The 17,065-nt window shown below is 73.2% G+C and carries 16 protein-coding genes; 3 read left to right on the top strand and 13 right to left on the bottom strand.

The window, feature by feature from the left end:
• Position 1 precedes the first annotated feature (1 nt).
• From K7G60_RS05630 to K7G60_RS05615, 4 genes are all read right to left on the bottom strand, one after another.
• Positions 2-511, bottom strand: coding sequence for a DoxX family protein (locus tag K7G60_RS05630; RefSeq protein WP_225799670.1), 510 nt, complete (start codon positions 509-511; stop codon positions 2-4).
• Positions 512-696: 185 nt separating this feature from the next.
• Positions 697-1,347, bottom strand: a complete 651-nt coding sequence (locus K7G60_RS05625; protein WP_225799669.1) for an HNH endonuclease family protein — start codon at positions 1,345-1,347, stop codon at positions 697-699.
• A gap of 321 nt (positions 1,348-1,668) precedes the next feature.
• Positions 1,669-2,337 carry an HAD-IA family hydrolase gene (locus K7G60_RS05620; RefSeq protein ID WP_225799668.1) on the bottom strand — a complete coding sequence of 223 codons (669 nt, stop codon included), beginning with the start codon at positions 2,335-2,337 and terminating at the stop codon, positions 1,669-1,671.
• 319 nt (positions 2,338-2,656) lie between these two features.
• Positions 2,657-3,901, bottom strand: coding sequence for a peptidoglycan-binding protein (locus tag K7G60_RS05615; RefSeq protein WP_225799667.1), 1,245 nt, complete (start codon positions 3,899-3,901; stop codon positions 2,657-2,659).
• Positions 3,902-4,041: 140 nt separating this feature from the next.
• Between K7G60_RS05615 and K7G60_RS05610 the strand changes: the two genes are divergently transcribed.
• On the top strand, positions 4,042-6,102 hold the full coding sequence (locus K7G60_RS05610) for an MFS transporter (protein WP_225799666.1): 2,061 nt from the start codon (positions 4,042-4,044) through the stop codon (positions 6,100-6,102).
• Positions 6,103-6,190: 88 nt separating this feature from the next.
• Here K7G60_RS05610 and K7G60_RS05605 read toward each other — a convergent pair whose 3' ends face one another.
• Positions 6,191-6,676: a GNAT family N-acetyltransferase gene (locus K7G60_RS05605; protein ID WP_225799665.1), complete on the bottom strand. Its 486-nt coding sequence runs from the start codon at positions 6,674-6,676 to the stop codon at positions 6,191-6,193.
• 33 nt (positions 6,677-6,709) lie between these two features.
• Entirely contained in the window at positions 6,710-7,033 is a 324-nt protein-coding gene (locus tag K7G60_RS05600) for an antibiotic biosynthesis monooxygenase (protein WP_225799664.1), read from the bottom strand.
• Positions 7,034-7,361: 328 nt separating this feature from the next.
• Between K7G60_RS05600 and K7G60_RS05595 the strand changes: the two genes are divergently transcribed.
• Positions 7,362-7,766, top strand: a complete 405-nt coding sequence (locus K7G60_RS05595; RefSeq protein WP_225799663.1) for a hypothetical protein — start codon at positions 7,362-7,364, stop codon at positions 7,764-7,766.
• A 3-nt stretch (positions 7,767-7,769) separates the two neighbouring features.
• On the opposite strand, the gene K7G60_RS05590 is transcribed toward K7G60_RS05595, so the two are convergent.
• From K7G60_RS05590 to K7G60_RS05580, 3 genes are all read right to left on the bottom strand, one after another.
• Positions 7,770-8,447, bottom strand: coding sequence for an O-methyltransferase (locus K7G60_RS05590; protein WP_225799662.1), 678 nt, complete (start codon positions 8,445-8,447; stop codon positions 7,770-7,772).
• Positions 8,444-9,538, bottom strand: coding sequence for a DUF2330 domain-containing protein (locus K7G60_RS05585; protein WP_225799661.1), 1,095 nt, complete (start codon positions 9,536-9,538; stop codon positions 8,444-8,446). The genes K7G60_RS05590 and K7G60_RS05585 overlap by 4 nt, the downstream gene beginning before the upstream one ends.
• 130 nt (positions 9,539-9,668) lie before the next feature.
• Positions 9,669-10,955 carry a cytochrome P450 gene (locus K7G60_RS05580; RefSeq protein ID WP_225799660.1) on the bottom strand — a complete coding sequence of 429 codons (1,287 nt, stop codon included), beginning with the start codon at positions 10,953-10,955 and terminating at the stop codon, positions 9,669-9,671.
• A gap of 228 nt (positions 10,956-11,183) precedes the next feature.
• Here K7G60_RS05580 and K7G60_RS05575 point away from each other — a divergent pair, with 228 nt between their 5' ends.
• Positions 11,184-12,353 (top strand): steroid 3-ketoacyl-CoA thiolase, encoded by a 1,170-nt coding sequence (locus K7G60_RS05575; protein ID WP_225799659.1) that lies wholly within the window; start codon positions 11,184-11,186, stop codon positions 12,351-12,353.
• Positions 12,354-12,622: 269 nt separating this feature from the next.
• Here the strand turns inward: K7G60_RS05575 and K7G60_RS05570 are convergent, their stop codons facing one another.
• The 4 genes from K7G60_RS05570 to K7G60_RS05555 all read right to left on the bottom strand — a co-directional run bounded on the left by K7G60_RS05570 (position 12,623) and on the right by K7G60_RS05555 (position 16,976).
• Positions 12,623-13,024, bottom strand: a complete 402-nt coding sequence (locus K7G60_RS05570) for a transglycosylase SLT domain-containing protein (RefSeq protein WP_225799658.1) — start codon at positions 13,022-13,024, stop codon at positions 12,623-12,625.
• A 285-nt stretch (positions 13,025-13,309) separates the two neighbouring features.
• Positions 13,310-14,176: an ECF transporter S component gene (locus K7G60_RS05565; RefSeq protein ID WP_225799657.1), complete on the bottom strand. Its 867-nt coding sequence runs from the start codon at positions 14,174-14,176 to the stop codon at positions 13,310-13,312.
• Positions 14,173-15,873, bottom strand: coding sequence for an ABC transporter ATP-binding protein (locus tag K7G60_RS05560; protein ID WP_225799656.1), 1,701 nt, complete (start codon positions 15,871-15,873; stop codon positions 14,173-14,175). Before K7G60_RS05560 ends, K7G60_RS05565 begins: the two co-directional genes overlap by 4 nt.
• Complete coding sequence (locus K7G60_RS05555; RefSeq protein ID WP_225799788.1) at positions 15,870-16,976, bottom strand: energy-coupling factor transporter transmembrane protein EcfT; 1,107 nt, start codon at positions 16,974-16,976, stop codon at positions 15,870-15,872. The genes K7G60_RS05560 and K7G60_RS05555 overlap by 4 nt, the downstream gene beginning before the upstream one ends.
• Between the last annotated feature and the right edge of the window lie 89 nt (positions 16,977-17,065).

Genomic DNA, 17,065 nt, shown 5'->3' with positions numbered 1-17,065 from the left:
GTCAGGCCGCGACCGGCGTGCCCCGCTCCTCCCGTGCCTCCGCGTCCGTCGTCTCCCCGGCGCCGAAGAGCCGGTCGAGGGCCAGGGCGCCCGGGCCCGTGAACACGAGCAGCGCGAAGGCCCAGCAGAACATGGCCGCGCTCTCGCCGCCGTTCTGGATCGGCAGGAGCGACTCCGGCTGGTGGACCTTGAAGTACGCGTACGCCATCGAGCCCGAGGCCAGGAAGGCGGCGCTCCGGGTACCGAGTCCGGCCAGGACCAGGACGCCGGCGCCGAGCTGGACGACGGCCGCGTACCAGCTCGGCCAGGTGCCGGCCGGTGTCGCGCTGACGCCGAGGACGCCGAAGAGCGAGGAGGCGCCGTGGCAGGCGAAGAGCAGGCCGACGACGATGCGGAAGAGGCCGAGCGCGTAGGGCTGGGCCTGGTTCAGACGTGCGGCGAGGCTCGCGGGGGCGCCAGGCGCACCAGGGGCACCGGCCTTGGCGGTGTTCGGGGCGTTCAGGTCGGTCATGGGGGTGTGACTCCTTCGGTCCGGCCCCGTCCGTGGGGGACAGGGCGCGGGGGACGGAAACCGATGAGGTCGTCAGGTTAGGCACCCCTCACTAGTACTTGCAAGTTCAACATTCGGCCACCGGGGGTGTGTGGTGGGGCTCGCTCCCGGTGGCCGTCGCTGACGCGAGTTCGGTGGACCCGTCGTCAGCAGCCGTTGAGGGCGGACTGGAGGGCGCTCTTCTCGGCGGAGTCCACGCTGAGGCTCCAGTAGTACTTCACCTGCACCCACGCCCGGACGTACGTGCAGCGGTAGGCCGTCCGCGGGGGCAGCCACGTCGCCGGGTCCTGGTCGCCCTTGGCCTGGTTGACGTTGTCGGTGACGGCTATGAGCTGCGGCCGCGTGAGGTCGTTCGCGAAGGACTGGCGCTGGGCGGTGGTCCAGGAGTTCGCGCCCGAGCGCCAGGCCTCGGCGAGCGGGACCATGTGGTCGATGTCCAGGTCGGAGGCGAGGGTCCAGGTGGCGCCGTCGTACTCGGAGTACCAGCTGCCGCTGGTCGCGGCGCAGTTGGAGTCGGTGACGACGTTCACGCCGTCGCGCTTGAGGACGGTCTCGCGCGTGTTGCAGGTGCCGGACTGGGTGATCCAGTGCGGGAAGAGGTCCCGGCTGTAACCCGTGGTGGAACCTTCCGCCTTGACCGTGAGGGCGGCCAGGTAGGTGCGGGCGGTCGCGGCGCTGACCGGGGTCGGCATGGCGGCCTGCGCCGCCGGTGCGGTGGCGAGGAGGCCGGTGACGGCGAGGGTGGCGGAGGTGGCGAGAACGGCGAGTCGACGCGCGTAGATCATGCCGACGGGCATGTGAACTCCCTTGATGTGGGGGGACCTTGGCTGGTTGCCGTCCCCGCGGGGTGCCGGGCGGTCGGGCCCGGTCATCGTGGCGGCGCCAGGTTTCCGCGAGGGGGGCGCCAGGTAACAGAGTGGCGACATGAACACGTCACATCAAGGGGTGTGCGGGTCCTGATGGAGCGGCAGATTCCGCCCAGCGTTCAGGGGTTCGAGGGGGAGGGGTGCGGGGAGCGGGGGCGCGGCCCGCCCCGGAAACGCCTCGCGCGCGGCCGGAGGCTCCGGCCGCGCGCGAGGGAAGAGGGAGGTGTCGTGTCTACGACAGTGCGGTCAGCTCTACGGCAGTGCGGTCAGCGTGATCGAGCCGTTCTCCGCGTGCTCCGCCCGCAGCCGCGTGAGGTCGGCGACGTGCACGTCCGGCGCGAAGGCCGCCGCGCGCGGACCCACGCCCACGACGCGCATGCCGGCCGCGCGGCCCGCCTGGATGCCCGCCTCGGAGTCCTCGAAGACCACGCAGTCCGCCGGGGTGAAGCCCAGCGCCGCCGCGCCCTTGAGGAAGCCCTCCGGGTCCGGCTTGCTGGCGCCGACGCTCTCGGCGGTGATCCGGGTCTCCGGTACGGGGAGTGCTGCCGCGCCCATCCTGGCCTGGGCGAGGGCCTCGTCCGCGGAGGTCACCAGGGCGTGCGGGAGGTCCGCGATCGCGGCCAGGAAGGCGGGGGCGCCGGGGACGGGGACGACCCCGTCGAGGTCGGCGGTCTCCTCGGCCAGCATCAGCCGGTTGTCGGCGTGGTTCTCCGCCATCGGGCGGTCCGGGAGGAGGACGGCCATCGTCGCGAAGCCCTGGCGGCCGTGGACCACCTTGAGCACCTCGCCCGCGTCGAGCCCGTGCCGGTCCGCCCAGCGGCGCCAGCAGCGCTCGACGACGGCGTCCGAGTCGACGAGGGTGCCGTCCATGTCGAGGAGGAGGGCGCGGGCGGTGAGCTTTGCCGGGGTGCTGGCGGGCATCGGGTCTCCAGGAGGGGTGGCACGGAGAACGAAGTGGTCCCGCCCACCGGTCAGGGAGTGCGGGCGGGGCCACTTTGTTCTTTTACGATACAAAACCGAGGGCCGTCTTGGCCAACCGGTCCGAGTGCTGGAATCCCGAGCCCTGCCGCCGACCGCCACCGGGCCCTGTCGCCGGCCCCCCGTTGCCCGCTGGCGGCCGTCGCCCGCCCGTCGCCTGCTGGCCGTCGCCCGCCCGTCGCCTGCTGGCCGCCGACCGCCCGCCGACCATCGCCTGCCTGCCGCCGGCCGTCCACCGGCCGTCGCCCCCGCCGCACCGGCTCTACAGCCAGGTGCTCCGTTCCAGGGCCTCGCGGGTGTGGGGGCCGTACACGCCCTTCGGGTCGCCCTGGATGTACATCCAGGACTGGTAGTTCTTCACCGCACGCCAGACCTCCTGGTCGTACTGCCCGTCCACGTCCCCGTGGTACGCCCCCGCCAGGGTCAGCCGCGCCTGGAGTTCGACCACCTCCTCGCCCGTCGAGCCGAGGCTCAGCGTGACCGCCGTCTCCTCGGTCGGCCGCGCGGACGGCGTCGCCGTCGGTGCCGCGGTCGTCGGTGCCGAGGGGGCGGCCGGAGGGGCCGCCGGGCTCGTCGACGCCTCCGCGCTCGCGGTGGTGCGGACCGGGGAGGGGGTGGGGGACGGCGACGCGGACGTCCGCTGCGGGGTGGGGGAGGACGCGGTCGGCTCGGGGGTCTCCGAGGAAGGGGACGGCGCCTCCGACACGGCGACGTTCAGGGACGCGCTCGTGGTCACCTCAGGGACGGCCGCCCGGTCGTCGGTCCCGTCCGCGCCGCCGAGGACGGCCGCCGCCAGGGCCGCGGTGCCCGCCACGGCGACGGCGGCCACCGCCGCGACCACCGCGCCGCGCCTGCGGCCCCGCGCCCGCTCCTGGCCGTGCGCGCGCGGCACGTCGCCGACGCCGCGCAGCAGCAGCGGCATCGTCTCGGAGGCACCGCCCGCGTCGCCGGGGTGGCCGCCCTCGGGGTACGCCTCCGAGCCCGCGAATCCCGGGTACGGCTCCGGATCCCGACCGCGTCCGGGATCCGCCGCCGCTTCGGCGGGGTACGCCGCCGGATCCGCCGCCGGCATCGGTGCCGTGAGGCCGTGCCCCGGGCGGATCGCCGTCAGCTGGGCGGTCGGCGGGTCCTCGGCCGAGTGCGCGGACTCCGTCGAGTACGCCGACTCCGTCGCATGCGCGGGCTCCGGCGCCTGCGCATGCGACGGCCCGGCCAAGTACGCCGGCCCCGCCGAGTACGCCGGCCCGGCCGAGTGCGCCGGAAGGAACGCGGTCGGCTCCCCGTCCGGCCCTGCCGCACCGCCTCCCGCTCCGTACGGATCCCCCGCCCCGTACGAGCCCCTCGCGCCGCCCCCGTCCGGCCCGTCCGGCCCGTCCGAGGCGTCCAGGGTCACGTACGGCCTGATCCTGAGCGGGTCGAAGTCCTCGGCCGCCGCCGTCTCGGCCGCCCTGGCGCAGGCGCAGCCAGGTCTGTGTACACCGCATTCAGGACAGACGTGTCCGGTCATGATGGGTCCCCTCCCCGATACCACTGCGAGCGATTATGCAGCCCGACCCTGTACGGCGGGCGAACGGCCGTGCCCCTCCACAGGCCATAACGGGACATTCGGACCAGGATGGAGGGGCCGCCCACGGAGACGGAGACCCCATGGCCCAGGACACAAGCCCGGACCGGCTCGGCGACGCCCCCGCGCCCGGGGAGGGGCGGAGCCACCGCACCGTCCTCGTCGCGATCGGCGCGCTGCTGCTCGGCATGCTGCTCGCCGCACTCGACCAGACCATCGTCTCCACCGCCCTGCCGACCATCGTCAGCGAGCTCGGCGGCATGGAGCACCTCTCCTGGGTGGTCACCGCCTACATGCTGGCGTCCACGGCCGCGACCCCCCTCTGGGGCAAGCTCGGCGACCAGTACGGGCGCAAGAAGCTCTTCCAGGCCGCCATCGTCGTCTTCCTCATCGGCTCCGCCCTCTGCGGCATCGCCCAGAACATGCCGCAGCTCATCGCCTTCCGCGCGATCCAGGGCCTCGGCGGCGGCGGCCTCATGGTCCTGTCGATGGCGATCGTCGGCGACCTCGTCCCGCCCCGGGAGCGCGGCAGGTACCAGGGCCTCTTCGGCGCCGTCTTCGGCGCCACCAGCGTCCTCGGCCCGCTGCTCGGCGGGCTCTTCACCGAGCACCTCTCCTGGCGCTGGGTGTTCTACGTCAACCTGCCGATCGGGATCGTCGCGCTCTTCGTGATCGCAGCCGTGCTGCACATCCCGGTGCGCTCCACCCGGCACACGATCGACTACCTCGGCACCTTCCTCATCGCCTCGGTCGCCACCTGCCTGGTCCTGGTGGCCTCCCTCGGCGGCACCACCTGGGCGTGGGGATCGGCGCAGATCATCGGCCTCGCCGTCCTCGGAGCCGTACTCCTCGTCTGGTTCGTGTACGTCGAGCGGCGGGCCGTCGAGCCCGTACTGCCGCTCAGACTGTTCCGGATCCGGACCTTCAGCCTCGTCTCCGTCATCAGCTTCGTCGTCGGCTTCGCCATGTTCGGCGCGATGACCTATCTGCCGACCTTCCTCCAGGTGGTCCAGGGCGTCACCCCGACCATGTCGGGCGTCCACATGCTGCCCATGGTCCTCGGCCTGCTGATCACCTCGACCGCCTCCGGGCAGATCGTCTCGCGCACCGGCCGCTGGAAGGTCTTCCCCATCGCGGGCACCGCCCTCACCGCGCTCGGCCTGCTCCTCCTCCACCAGCTCACGGAGACCAGCTCGACCTGGTCGATGAGCGTCCGCTTCTTCGTCTTCGGCGCCGGACTCGGCCTCGTCATGCAGGTCCTCGTCCTGGTCGTGCAGAACGCCGTCTCGTACGAGGACCTCGGCGTCGCCACCTCCGGAGCCACCTTCTTCCGCTCCATCGGCGCCTCGTTCGGCGTCGCCGTCTTCGGCACGATCTTCACCAACCGGCTCACCGGCGAACTCGCCGACGTGTTCGCGAGCGCGGGGACGGAACTCCCGCCCGGCACCGGCCCCGGCCAGGTCGCCGCCGACCCGCGCGCCATCGCCCAGCTCCCGCCCGAGCTGCGGCCGGCCGTCCTGCACGCGTACGCCACGTCCATCACGGACGTCTTCCTGTACGCGGCACCCGTCGTCCTCGTCGCCTTCGTCATCGCCTGGTTCCTGAAGGAGGACAAGCTGCGCGCCTCCGTCACCGCGCCCGACACCAGCCAGACCCTGGCCTCCAACCCGGTCGAGCGCTCCTCGTACGACGAGTGCGCCCGCGCCCTGTCCGTCCTCGGTTCCAGGGAGGGCCGCAAGGCGATCTACGTGAAGATCACCGAACGCGCCGGGCTCGACCTGCTGCCCGCCGCGAGCTGGCTGCTGCTGCGCCTCCGCCGCCACGGGACCGTCGAGCCCGCCCGGCTCGCCGAGGTCACCCCCGTACCGCTGCGGGTGATCACGGAGGCGTCCCGGCAGGTGGAGGAGCGGCGGCTCGCGAGCCGGGAGGGCGTCCAGCTGGTCCTCACCGAGGACGGCGTGCGGGCGGCGGCGGTACTGGCCGGGGCCCGGGAGGAGTCGCTCGCCGAACTCCTCGGCGACTGGTGGGGGCCCGACCGGCCGACCGACCTCGTGCAGCTGGTGGAGGAGCTGACGGCGGAGCTGTGCGGCTCGGACGGGGAGCGGCCCCGCGCACCCGAGCCGCCCCGCGACCACCAGCCCTGAACCCGCGGGGTGCGCGGCTCAGGGCTCTTCGCCCGTGCCGCCGGCCTCGGACCCGGGGTGCGCGGTCCCGAACCCGCGGGACACGGGCTCAGAGCTCCTTGCCGTACCAGATCTCCATATAGGGGCCGGTGCAGTACGCGGGGATCTCCGCGTACCCGTGCCGCGCGTACAGGGCCCGCGCCTCGACCAGGTCGAGGCGCGTGTTGAGGACCATCCGGCGCGCGCCGAGGCCGCGCGCCTCCTCCTCCAGACTCCGCAGCAGGCCGTCCGCGCCGCCCCTGCCGCGGAAGTCGCGCCGCAGGAAGACCCGGGTCAGCTCGGCGCGTTCGCCGTCCAGCATCAGGATCCCGCCGCAGCCGGCCGGCTTCCCCTCGAACCGCGCGACCAGGAACTGCCCGGTCGGCGGGGTCAGGAGCTCGACGCCGTCGTTCAGCAGGCCCTCGTCTATCTCGATCTCGGTCGCGGGCCGCTTCCAGTAACTGCTGGCCACGTCGTAGTAGTAGTCGCGCCGGAGGGCGGTCGCTTCCGGGGTGTCGACGCGCTCGGGAGGGAAAGTCCAGGTCATGCGGGTCATTGTGCGACCCGCATGACGGAGCTCGCCGCCGAATTACTTCGGCGACGCCTGCTGGACGACCTCGAAGGACCACAGGGTGGAGCCGGAGGCGGCGGGCTTCGGCCGCTCACCGCCCTCGCCGCCGCCCTGGTGGGCGGCCTTCATGGGACCGTTCATCCAGTTCTGGAAGTCCTCCTCGCTGCGCCAGCGGGTGTACACCAGGTACTGGTCGGTGCCCTCCACCGGGCGCAGCAGCTCGAACCACTCGAAGCCGTCGGACCCCTCCACTGCCCCGGCCCGGGAGGCGAAACGCCGCTCCAGCACCTCACGCTGCTCGGCCGGCACGGTCAGGACGTTGATCTTTACCACACTGGGCACACGACACCTCTCAGGAAACACAGGCAGGGCAACGCCCCGAGCCTTGATCACGTACCCGCAGTCTCTTACATCCGCCGGTCGAAACGGGGTTCTGCCGTCGTCGTTCCGCGTCACGGCCGCCACCGCCGCCGCCGCCGCCACCGCCGTCACGGCCGCCACGGGCCCAGGAGGCACACCGACTTCGGGCGCGCGGCCGGTGCTGCGCCCACCAGGCGAGAGCTGACCCGCCGGCCGTCCGGCGCCCCGCTTGACGCTGCCAGGCCACAGGCGTAGTCCGGAATGAGGGGATCCATCCTGGTTCCGGGGGAATGCGGAGAGGAGTCCCGCCATGCTGGGCGACGAGCTGGGAACGATCACGGGCGAGATGACGGGGATGCGCGTGCTGTCCACGGACGGCGGTCATGCCGTCGTGGAGACCTCGTTCAGGGCGACGGGCACGCTTCTCGGCGTGGAAGTCAAGGACATGGGGACGTACGAGTCGGTCACGCGGCCCGACGGCACCCTCTTCGGCGAGGGCCACGGCGTCAGCATGACCCGGGCCGGGGACACCATCACCTGGCACGGCAGCGGGGTGGGGCGGTTCACCGAGTCCGGCGGGGTGAGCTGGCGGGGCGCCCTCTTCTACGAGACCGCCTCCGCCGAGTTCACCCGGCTCAACGGGATCGCCGGACTGTTCGAGTTCGAGACCGAGGAGAGCGGGAAGGTCTTCGGAACGCTCTACGAGTGGAAGTGACCGCTACCGCACCACGCGGGCCAGGAGCAGGCCGTCGTAGCCCTTCGTGCCGACCGTCTGCAGGGCCGTCGCGTCGAGGCGGGGCTCGCCGGCGATCAGGTCGAACATCTCGCGGGTGCCCGTGATGGCCGGGTCGTCCGGGTGAGGGTCGGCGACCTTGCCGTTCCGCACCACGTTGTCGACGATGATCACCGTGCCCGGGCGGGAGAGCTTCAGCGCCCAGGCCACGTAGTGCGCGTTGTTGACCTTGTCGGCGTCGATGAAGACGAGGTCGAAGGGGCCCGCGCCCTCCGCCTCCAGCCGCGGCAGGCTGTCCAGGGCCGCGCCCGTCCGGACCTCGACGATCTTGTCGAGGCCGGCGCGGGCGATGTTGGCGCGGGCCACTTCCGCGTGGGCCGGGTCGTACTCCAGGGTGATCAGCCGGCCGTCGGCGGGCAGTGCGCGGGCCAGCCAGATCGTGCTGTATCCGCCGAGGGTGCCGATCTCCAGGACGTTCCGCGCGCCCTGCATCCCGGCGAGCAGGTGGAGCAGCTTCCCCTGATTGGGGGCGACGGCGATCTCCGGGAGGCCCGCCGCGGTGGAGTCGGCGAGCGCGGCCGTGAGCGCCTCGTCGGCGGGGGCGATCGTCTCGGTGATGTACCGGTCGACCGCGGCCCACCGGTTTTCCTGAGGGTTCGTCATGCGGGCGAACGTACACCCGAGGGCTTGCCCGAGCGGCGCCTTTTCCCCCGTACGGCGAACAGCGCCGCGAGCAGCAGACCGCCGCCGACCGTCAGGAGCCAGACGGGGATGCCGCCGCCGACGGTCAGCAGCCGGTCGGTGTACTCGACCTCGCGGTACGGCGTGTCGGCAACGGTCCGCAGGTGGTGGTCGTCGTCGATCCGCTCGGGGTGCGGGAACTCCTGCTCCAGGACCGTCAGCCGGACCGGCCGGTCGCCCGCGAGCTCCGCGACGGCGCTCCCGGGCCGCTCGATCCGGCCGGCGAAGGTGACCTCGGGGCGGTCGCCGCCGATGGGGGAGCGGGGCTCCATCCGGTGGTCGGCGAGGACGTACAGGCCGAGGGTCTGGGGCGTCCGCGCCAGGCGGGAGAGCCGCATGGGGTAGACGAGTTCGGAGGAGGCGAAGGCGACCCGCAGCGGGGTCAGTTCGCCGTGGAGGGTCGCGCCCTTCTCCTGCGGGGCCAGGCGGACGGCGACGTACTCCCACTTCCGCTCGACGTACGGCCGGAGTGCGCCGGAGAGCCGCTCGGGCAGCTCGAAGCCGTTGGTGCGCAGCCAGTCGCCGAGGGCGTCGGGGTCGGTGGCGGTGAGCCGGGCCACGTCGAAGGGGCCGAGCCGTTCACGCCCGACGACGCCGACGCCGGAGCCCGCGCCGGGCGGGGCGGCGGCGGCTCCGTCGCCGTTGTCGCCGTCGAAGGGCCAGTCGCCCTCGCGCGGCCAGAAGTAGTGGCGGTCGCGCTGCTCGGGCTCGGCGAGCCGGCCGAGCTCGTCGAAGAGCGCCGGGTCGCCGAGGCGGACGTCGGCGCGGCTCGGCACCGGCATGATCCAGGCCGCCCGCCGGGCGTTCCCGTGGACGTTGAAGCGCATGACGACGGTCTCGGTGCGGCCGTCCCAGCGGACGGCCGACTCCTCCCGGTCGACGCCGATGCGCTCGGCCTTGTCCGGGATCATGGCGCCGCAGCCGCAGGCGTACGCCGGTGCGACGAGCGAGCCGAGCTGGAGCGCGAGCAGCGCGGTGATGGTGGTCAGGATCCTGCTGTGTGTCCCCCGCATGGGAGCTCAGACGTATCCGGGGAAGATCCGGTTCCGCCCGCAGGGGCCGTCCCGCAGGGGTTGTCCTGTCGGGGTCGTCCTGTCGGGGGTGCCCCGCAGGGGCCGTCCCGCAGGGCTCGTCCCGCAGGGGTCATGCGGCGCGGACCCGGAGTTCCTTCACGCCGTTCAGCCAGGCGGCCCGCAGCCGGCGTGGTTCGCCGGCGAGGGTGAGGTCGGGCAGGGCGTCGGCGATCGCGTTGAAGATCAGCTCGATCTCCTTGATCGCGAGGGACTTGCCGAGGCAGAAGTGGGGCCCGCCGCCGCCGAAGCCGAGGTGGGGGTTGGGGTCGCGGGTGATGTCGAAGCGTTCGGGGTCGGTGAAGACCTCGGGGTCGTTGTTGGCGGAGGAGTAGAAGAGGCCGACCCGGTCGCCCTCGCGGATCTTCTGTCCGCCGAGTTCGGTGTCCTGGGTGGCGGTCCGCTGGAAGGAGACGACCGGGGTCGCCCAGCGCACGATCTCCTCGGCGGCGGTCGCGGGCCGCTCGCGCTTGAAGAGCTCCCACTGGTCGGGGTGGGTGAGGAAGGCGTGCATGCCGTGGCTGATGGCGTTGCGGGTGGTCTCGTTCCCGGCGACGGCGAGCAGCAGCACGAAGAATCCGAACTCGTCGGAGGAGAGGTTGCCCTGGCCCTCGGCCGCGACGAGCTGCGACACGATGTCCCGGGCAGGGCACTCCTTGCGGGCGGCGGCCATGTTCATCGAGTAGCCGATGAGCTCCATGGCGGCCTCGGCGCCGATCTCCTCGGTGATGGCGTACTCGGGGTCGTCGTACGCGACCATCTTGTTCGACCAGTCGAAGATCCGGGAACGGTCCTCCTGGGGGACGCCGATGAGTTCGGCGATGGCCTGGAGGGGGAGTTCGACGGCGACCCGGGTGACGAAGTCGAAGGTGCCGTCGGCGTCCGTGCCGCGCTTCGCCTCCTCGACGATGGCGTGCGCGCGGTCGCGCAGGGCGGTCTCCAGGTTCCGGATCGCGCGGGGGGTGAAGCCGCGCTGGACGATCTGGCGGACCCGGGTGTGCTCGGGCGGGTCCATGTTGAGCATGATCAGCTTCTGGACCTCGATCTGGTCCCGGGTGATGTGCTCGTTGAAGCGGATGACGGCGGTGTTCTCGTTCGAGGAGAACAGCTCGGGGTGGGTGGAGACGTACTTGACGTCCGCGTGGCGCGTGACCGCCCAGTACCCGCCGTCCGCGAAGCCGGTGACGCCGGCCGGCTGGGGGCACCACCAGACGGGCGCGGTCTGCCGCAGCCGGGCGAACTCCGGGAAGGGGACGCGGTCGCGGAGCAGATCGGGGTCGGTGGCGTCGAACCCGTCGGGGAGCCCTTCGGGGAGATGCCCTTCGGGGAACCGTCCTCCGGGGAGGTGGGGGCAGGCCATCGGCAACACTCTCCATATCTGATGGACCATCAGAAGTTGCCGGGAAAGTTAGTAACGAGTTCTACAAGTGGCAAGGGGCGGAGCGGGAACTGTTGCGTCCCGGACCCTTGCGTACCGGCGGTAGCAGTCATAAGACTGCAGTCAGAACTAGAACGCGTACTAGTTCCCCGTGACGCCGACCGACCGGGGTGCCGGGACACCCCGCCCGGTCGAGGAGAGGACGAGCCCATGGCCGCGGAACCCGTCATCGTCGAAGCCGTACGCACCCCCATCGGCAAGCGCGGAGGCGCGCTCGCCAACCTCCACCCCGCCTACCTCCTGGGCGAGACCTACCGCGAACTCCTCGGCCGCACCGGCATCCACGCCGACTGCGTCGAACAGATCGTCGGCGGTACGGTCACCCACGCCGGCGAGCAGTCCATGAACCCGGCGCGCACCGCCTGGCTCACCATGGGCCTGCCCTACGAGACGGCCGCCACCACCGTCGACTGCCAGTGCGGCTCCTCGCAGCAGGCCAGTCACATGGTCGCCAACATGGTCGCGGCCGGCGTCATCGACATCGGGATCTCCTGCGGCGTCGAGGCCATGTCCCGCGTCCCGCTCGGCTCCGGTTCCAAGCACGGCCCGGGCAAGCCGTTCCCCGACGAGTGGAACGTCGACCTGCCCAACCAGTTCGAGGCCGCCGAGCGCATCGCCCGCCGCCGCGGACTCACCCGCGAGCGCGTCGACTCCCTCGGCCTGCTCTCCCAGGAGCGGGCCGCGACCGCCTGGGCCGAGGAGCGCTTCAAGCGCGAGACCTTCGCCGTCCAGGTCCCCACCACGGAGGCCGAACAGGCCGCCGGGCAGGGCATGTGGCGGCTCGTCGACCGCGACGAGGGCCTGCGCGACACCACCATGGAGGGCCTGGCCCGCCTCAAGCCCGTCATGCCCACCGCGATCCACACCGCCGGGAACTCCTCCCAGATCTCCGACGGCGCCTCCGCCCTCCTGTGGGCCTCCAAGCGCATGGCCCGCGCGCTGAAGCTGAAGCCGCGCGCCCGGATCGTCGCCCAGGCCCTCGTCGGCGCCGACCCGCACTACCACCTCGACGGTCCCGTCGACGCGACACGGGCCGTCCTCGGCAAGGCCGGGATGTCGCTCAAGGACATCGACCTCGTCGAGATCAACGAGGCCTTCGCCTCGGTCGTGCTGAGCTGGGCGCAGGTCTTCGACCAGGACCTGGAGAAGGTCAACGTCAACGGCGGCGCCATCGCCCTCGGCCATCCCGTCGGCGCCACCGGCGCCCGGCTCGTCACCACCGCCCTCCACGAACTGGAGCGCACCGACAAGGAGTTCGCGCTGATCACGATGTGCGCGGGCGGCGCGCTCGCGACCGGGACGATCATCCAGCGGCTGTAGCGCCCGCCCGGCCCCGATCCGCCGGGCGGTCCCGAGGGGGCGTCTTGTCCGGAAGGCCCCGCCCGCCGGCGTCCGCGACCAGCGCCGCCAGGTACTCCGCCGCCCGGACGCCCGGACGGCCCGACGGCCGAGCCCGGCGGTCCTGGACGGCCCTGGCCCCAGGTCCGGATGCTCCCCGGCGCCTGAAGGCGTCACGGACGCCGGAGAACGCCGCAGGCCCCGCCCCTCCGGGAGGAGGGCGGGGCCTTGCGACGTGTCAGGGGTTCGGCTCAGTACCAGCCGTTGGCCTGCCAGAACGCCCAGGCGGCGTTCGGGGAGCCGTAGCGCTCGTTCATGTAGTTCAGGCCCCACTTGATCTGGGTGGCCGGGTTCGTCTTCCAGTCGGCACCGGCCGAGGCCATCTTCGAGGCCGGCAGGGCCTGGACCAGACCGTAGGCGCCGCTGGACGCGTTGGTCGCGGTGTGGTTCCAGTGCGACTCGTGCTCGACGATCTTGCTGAACGACGCGTACTGCGAGGCGGGGACGATCTCGCGGGCGAGCTCCTGCGGGCTGGCGGCCGAAGCCGAGCCCGTCGTGCCCAGCACCGCACCCGACGCACCCAGCAGCACGGCTGCGGAAGCGGCGATCTTCTTGTTGCGGGCGGAGACACGAGTGGTGAGCGAGCGGATCAAGGTATCGACCTAACGTCGGGAACAAGGGCCGCGCCAGGCGTTTTCGGCAAGCCGGAACCAGAGCCCGGGGGTCCGGGAACCGGAGGGAACCGGCCGGCTGAGGCGCTCCGACGAGCACCGGCTGCCTGGCGACGTCCACCAGAGAAGCAGGGCCGGAACCCCGGTGCAACGACCCCCTGTACGAGGAAGGTTCGGACCCGGGGGACTTCGGAGGGAGGGCCGGTGTGTGACGTTTCCGCAGGTCATGACCGCATGTGGGCTGATCGGGGCAGGTCTGTCGGTCTACTATTCCGGCTCGTACGTGACGTAGGTCCTGTGGGGCGCCTCACCCGGAGAGGGCGCTTCCGCCCCCTCGAATGTGACCTGGGCCTCGAAGTTCGCCCGCCGCGTGGCCCGCCGCAGCGCCTTCAGGAGCGCGCCGCCGACCGTGAGGGTCAGGACGACGGTGAGGGCTGCCCGGCCGAGGTCCCAGCCCAGGGAGGTGGCGAGGACGTAGGCGAGGAAACGGACCAGGTTCTCGTGGAGCGGCGCGCCCGGCTCGAAGGAGATCCCGCTGCTCAGGCCCTGGAGCAGGACCCAGCCCTGCAGGTTCATGACCGTGCCGTACGCGAACGCCGCCACGAACCCGTACGCGGACAGCATCAGCAGCTCGGCCCGGCCCCGCAGCCCGTCCGGGCCCGGCAGCAGCCCCGCGCCCATCGTGAACCAGCCCATCGACAGCATCTGGAACGGCATCCACGGGCCCACCCCGCCCGTGAGCAGCGCCGACGCGAACATCGTCACCGCCCCCAGGACGAAGCCGAAGCCCGGACCGAGGACCCGGCCGCTCAGCACCATCAGGAAGAACATCGGCTCCAGGCCGGCCGTCCCCGCCCCCAGGGGACGCAGGGCCGCGCCCACGGCGGCCAGCACGCCCAGCATCGCCACCGCCTTCGCGTCCATCCCGCGGTCCGCGATCGTCGCCACCACCACCGCGACCAGCAGCGGCAGCAGCGCCGCGAACAGCCACGGCGCGTCCCCGGCGTGCGAGGTCACGGCGGAGCCGGCCTCCGCGAAGAGCGGCCAGCAGAACGCCAGGACCCCGACGAGGGAGACGAGGACCAGCGCCGCGACCGAGCGGGGACCCAGGCGGACCGGGCGGGCCGTCCTCACAGCGCCGCCTCCACCTGCTCGACCGTGAGCCACGGCCGCGGCGCCAGGATCTTCGCCACCTGCGGGGAGAAGGCCGGCGAGGACACCACGACCTCGGCCGTCGGGCCGTCCGCGACCACCTCGCCGTCCGCGACGATCACCACCCGGTGCGCCAGCTCCGCCGCCAGCTCCACGTCGTGCGTGGCCAGCACGATCGCGTGCCCCTCCACCGCGAGCGTCCGCAGACGGGCCACCAGACGCGCCTTGGCCGCGTAGTCCAGACCGCGCGTCGGCTCGTCGAGCAGGAGCAGCGGCGGCCGGCCGGTCAGGACCACGGCCAGCGCGAGCGCGAGCCGCTGGCCCTCGGACAGGTCGCGCGGGTGCGTGTCGTCCGCCACCCCCGGCAGCAGCTCCTCCACCAGGGCCCGGCAGGTCCCGGGCGCCGCGCCCGCGTCCGCGTCGGCCGCCGCGCACTCGGCGGCGACGGTGTCCGCGTACAGCAGGTCCCGCGGCTCCTGCGGGACCAGGCCGACCTGGCGGATCAGGTCGCGGGGGTCGGTGGTGTGCGGGGCGCGCCCGGCGACCCGGACGGTGCCGCTCGTCGGCTCGATCATGCCCACGAGGGTGGAGAGCAGGGTGGACTTTCCGGCGCCGTTGCGGCCCATGAGCGCGATGGTCTCGCCGGGGGCGACCCGGAGGTCGACGCGGCGGAGAGCCTCTACGCGGGCGCGGCGGACGGCGAGGCCTTCGGTGAGGAGCAGGGGGGCCGTGGCGGGTGCGGGTGCCGGCCGGGCACGGCGCCGCTTGAAGAGGGTGATCCCCCCACGCCGCCCCTTCCCGAAACCGGGGGCTCCGTCCCGGGAGTCCCGGCTTCGCGGCGCGGCGGGACGGGGGAGAAGCCCCGCGGGGTCCCGTCCCTCCAGCCTCGCCTTCAGCTCCCCCGCCCGCCGTCTCGCGTCCCGCACCGTGAGCGGCAACGGATCCCACCCCGCCACCCGCCCGAGCGCCACCACCGGGGGATGCACCGGCGAGACCGCCATGATCTCCGCCGGCGGACCCATGACCGCCTCCGGCAGCAGGAGGACCTGGTCCGCGTACTGGACGACCCGTTCCAGGCGGTGCTCGGCGAGGAGGACCGTCGTGCCCAGGTCGTGGACCAGGCGCTGGAGCACCGCGAGGACGTCCTCCGCCGCCGAGGGGTCGAGCGCGGAGGTGGGTTCGTCGAGGACGAGGACCTTCGGGTGCGGGGTCAGGACCGAGCCGATCGCGACCCGCTGGCGCTGGCCCCCGGAGAGCGTGGCGATCGGGCGGTCCCGGAGTTCGGCGAGGCCCAGGAGGTCGAGGGTCTCCTCCACCCGGCGCCGCATGACGCCGGGCGCGAGCCCGAGCGACTCCATGCCGTACGCGAGCTCGTCCTCGACCGTGTCGGTCACGAAGTGCGCGGACGGGTCCTGCCCCACCGTGCCCACCAGATCCGCGAGCTCCCGCGGCGGATGCGTGCGGGTGTCGCGGCCGTCGACCGTCACCCGCCCGGTCAGGGTGCCGCCCGTGAAGTGCGGGACCAGGCCCGAGACCGCGCCCAGGAGGGTCGACTTGCCCACGCCGGACGGGCCGACCAGGAGCACGAGCTCGCCCTCGGGGACGGTGAGGTCCACGTTCCGCAGGGTCGGCTCGGCGTCCCCTTCGTAGCGCACCGAGACGTTCTCGAAGTGGATCACACGTTCTCCTTGGGTACGGGGGCCGCCCACGCCGGCACCAGGCCCACCAGGACCGACACCGCCGGCCACAGCGGCAGCTCCGGCGCCTCCAGGGGGACGACCCCGGGATGCAGCGCCTCGGGGGCGTACGCGTTCGCCCGGATCATCAGGACCGCGACCGCCACCCCGGAGCCCGCCACCAGCCAGGCCCGCGCGCTCCAGCGGTCGGGCCGGTAGCGCGTACGGACGGTCCGGCGGCCGCCGAGCCGGAGCCCGGCCGTCGCGGCGAGGAGCCCGGCGCCGAGCAGCGGCAGTCCGTACCCCGCGCCCTCCGCCGCGAGCAGCCCGTACGAGCCGGCGCACACGCCGAGGAGCCCGCCCAGGACCAGGACGTTCGTGGTGCGCCGTACCGCCTCCGGGACCTGCGCCGTCCGCCCGTACCCGCGCGCGTCCATCGACGCGGCGACCGCGATCGACCGTTCGAGCGCTCCCTCCAGGACCGGCAGGCCGATCTGGAGCACCGCCCGCACCCCGCCCGTGGGCCTGCCCCGCAGCCGGCGGGCGGTCCGGAGCCGGGCCACGTCGGCGACCATGTTCGGCGCGAAGGTCATCGCCACGACGACGGCGACCCCGGCCTCGTACAGCGCCCCCGGCAGCGACTTCAGCAGCCGCGCCGGGTCGGCGAGGGCGTTCGCGGCTCCCACGCAGATCAGCAGGGTCGCCAGCTTGGCGCCGTCGTACAGCGTGAAGAGCAGCTGCTCGGCCGTCACCCGGCCCCCGATCCTCACCCCCTGGGCCCAGTCGGGCAGCGGCACCTCGGGCAGCGTGAACAGCGCGTGCGTGCCGGGGACGGGCGAACCGAGCAGCAGGGAGAACACCACCCGCAGGGCCACGACGAACAGGCCGAGCTTCACGAACGCGCCGTACGAGCGGGCCCAGGGCGCGTCCGTGCGCCGGGCCGCCACCACGTAACCGGCCACCCCGACGAGCAGCCCGAGCAGCAGCGGGTTCGTGGTCCGGGAGGCGGCGACGGCCAGGCCGAGCGCCCACAGCCACCACGCGCCCGCGTGCAGGGCGTTGGCCCGGCTCGCCTCGGGGGCCGTGAGCACGGGGGCCCTGCGCATGAGGGCCTCGCGCACGGGGGCCGCGGACACGGGGACGGTGCGCACGGGGGCCCTGCGCACGGAGGCCGTGGACCCCCGGGGGACGCGGG

The organism is Streptomyces sp. NK15101, assembly GCF_020400725.1.
Classification (GTDB): domain Bacteria; phylum Actinomycetota; class Actinomycetes; order Streptomycetales; family Streptomycetaceae; genus Streptomyces.
Note: the sequence above shows the minus strand (reverse complement) of the source record. Positions and strands in the feature narration are given on the sequence as shown.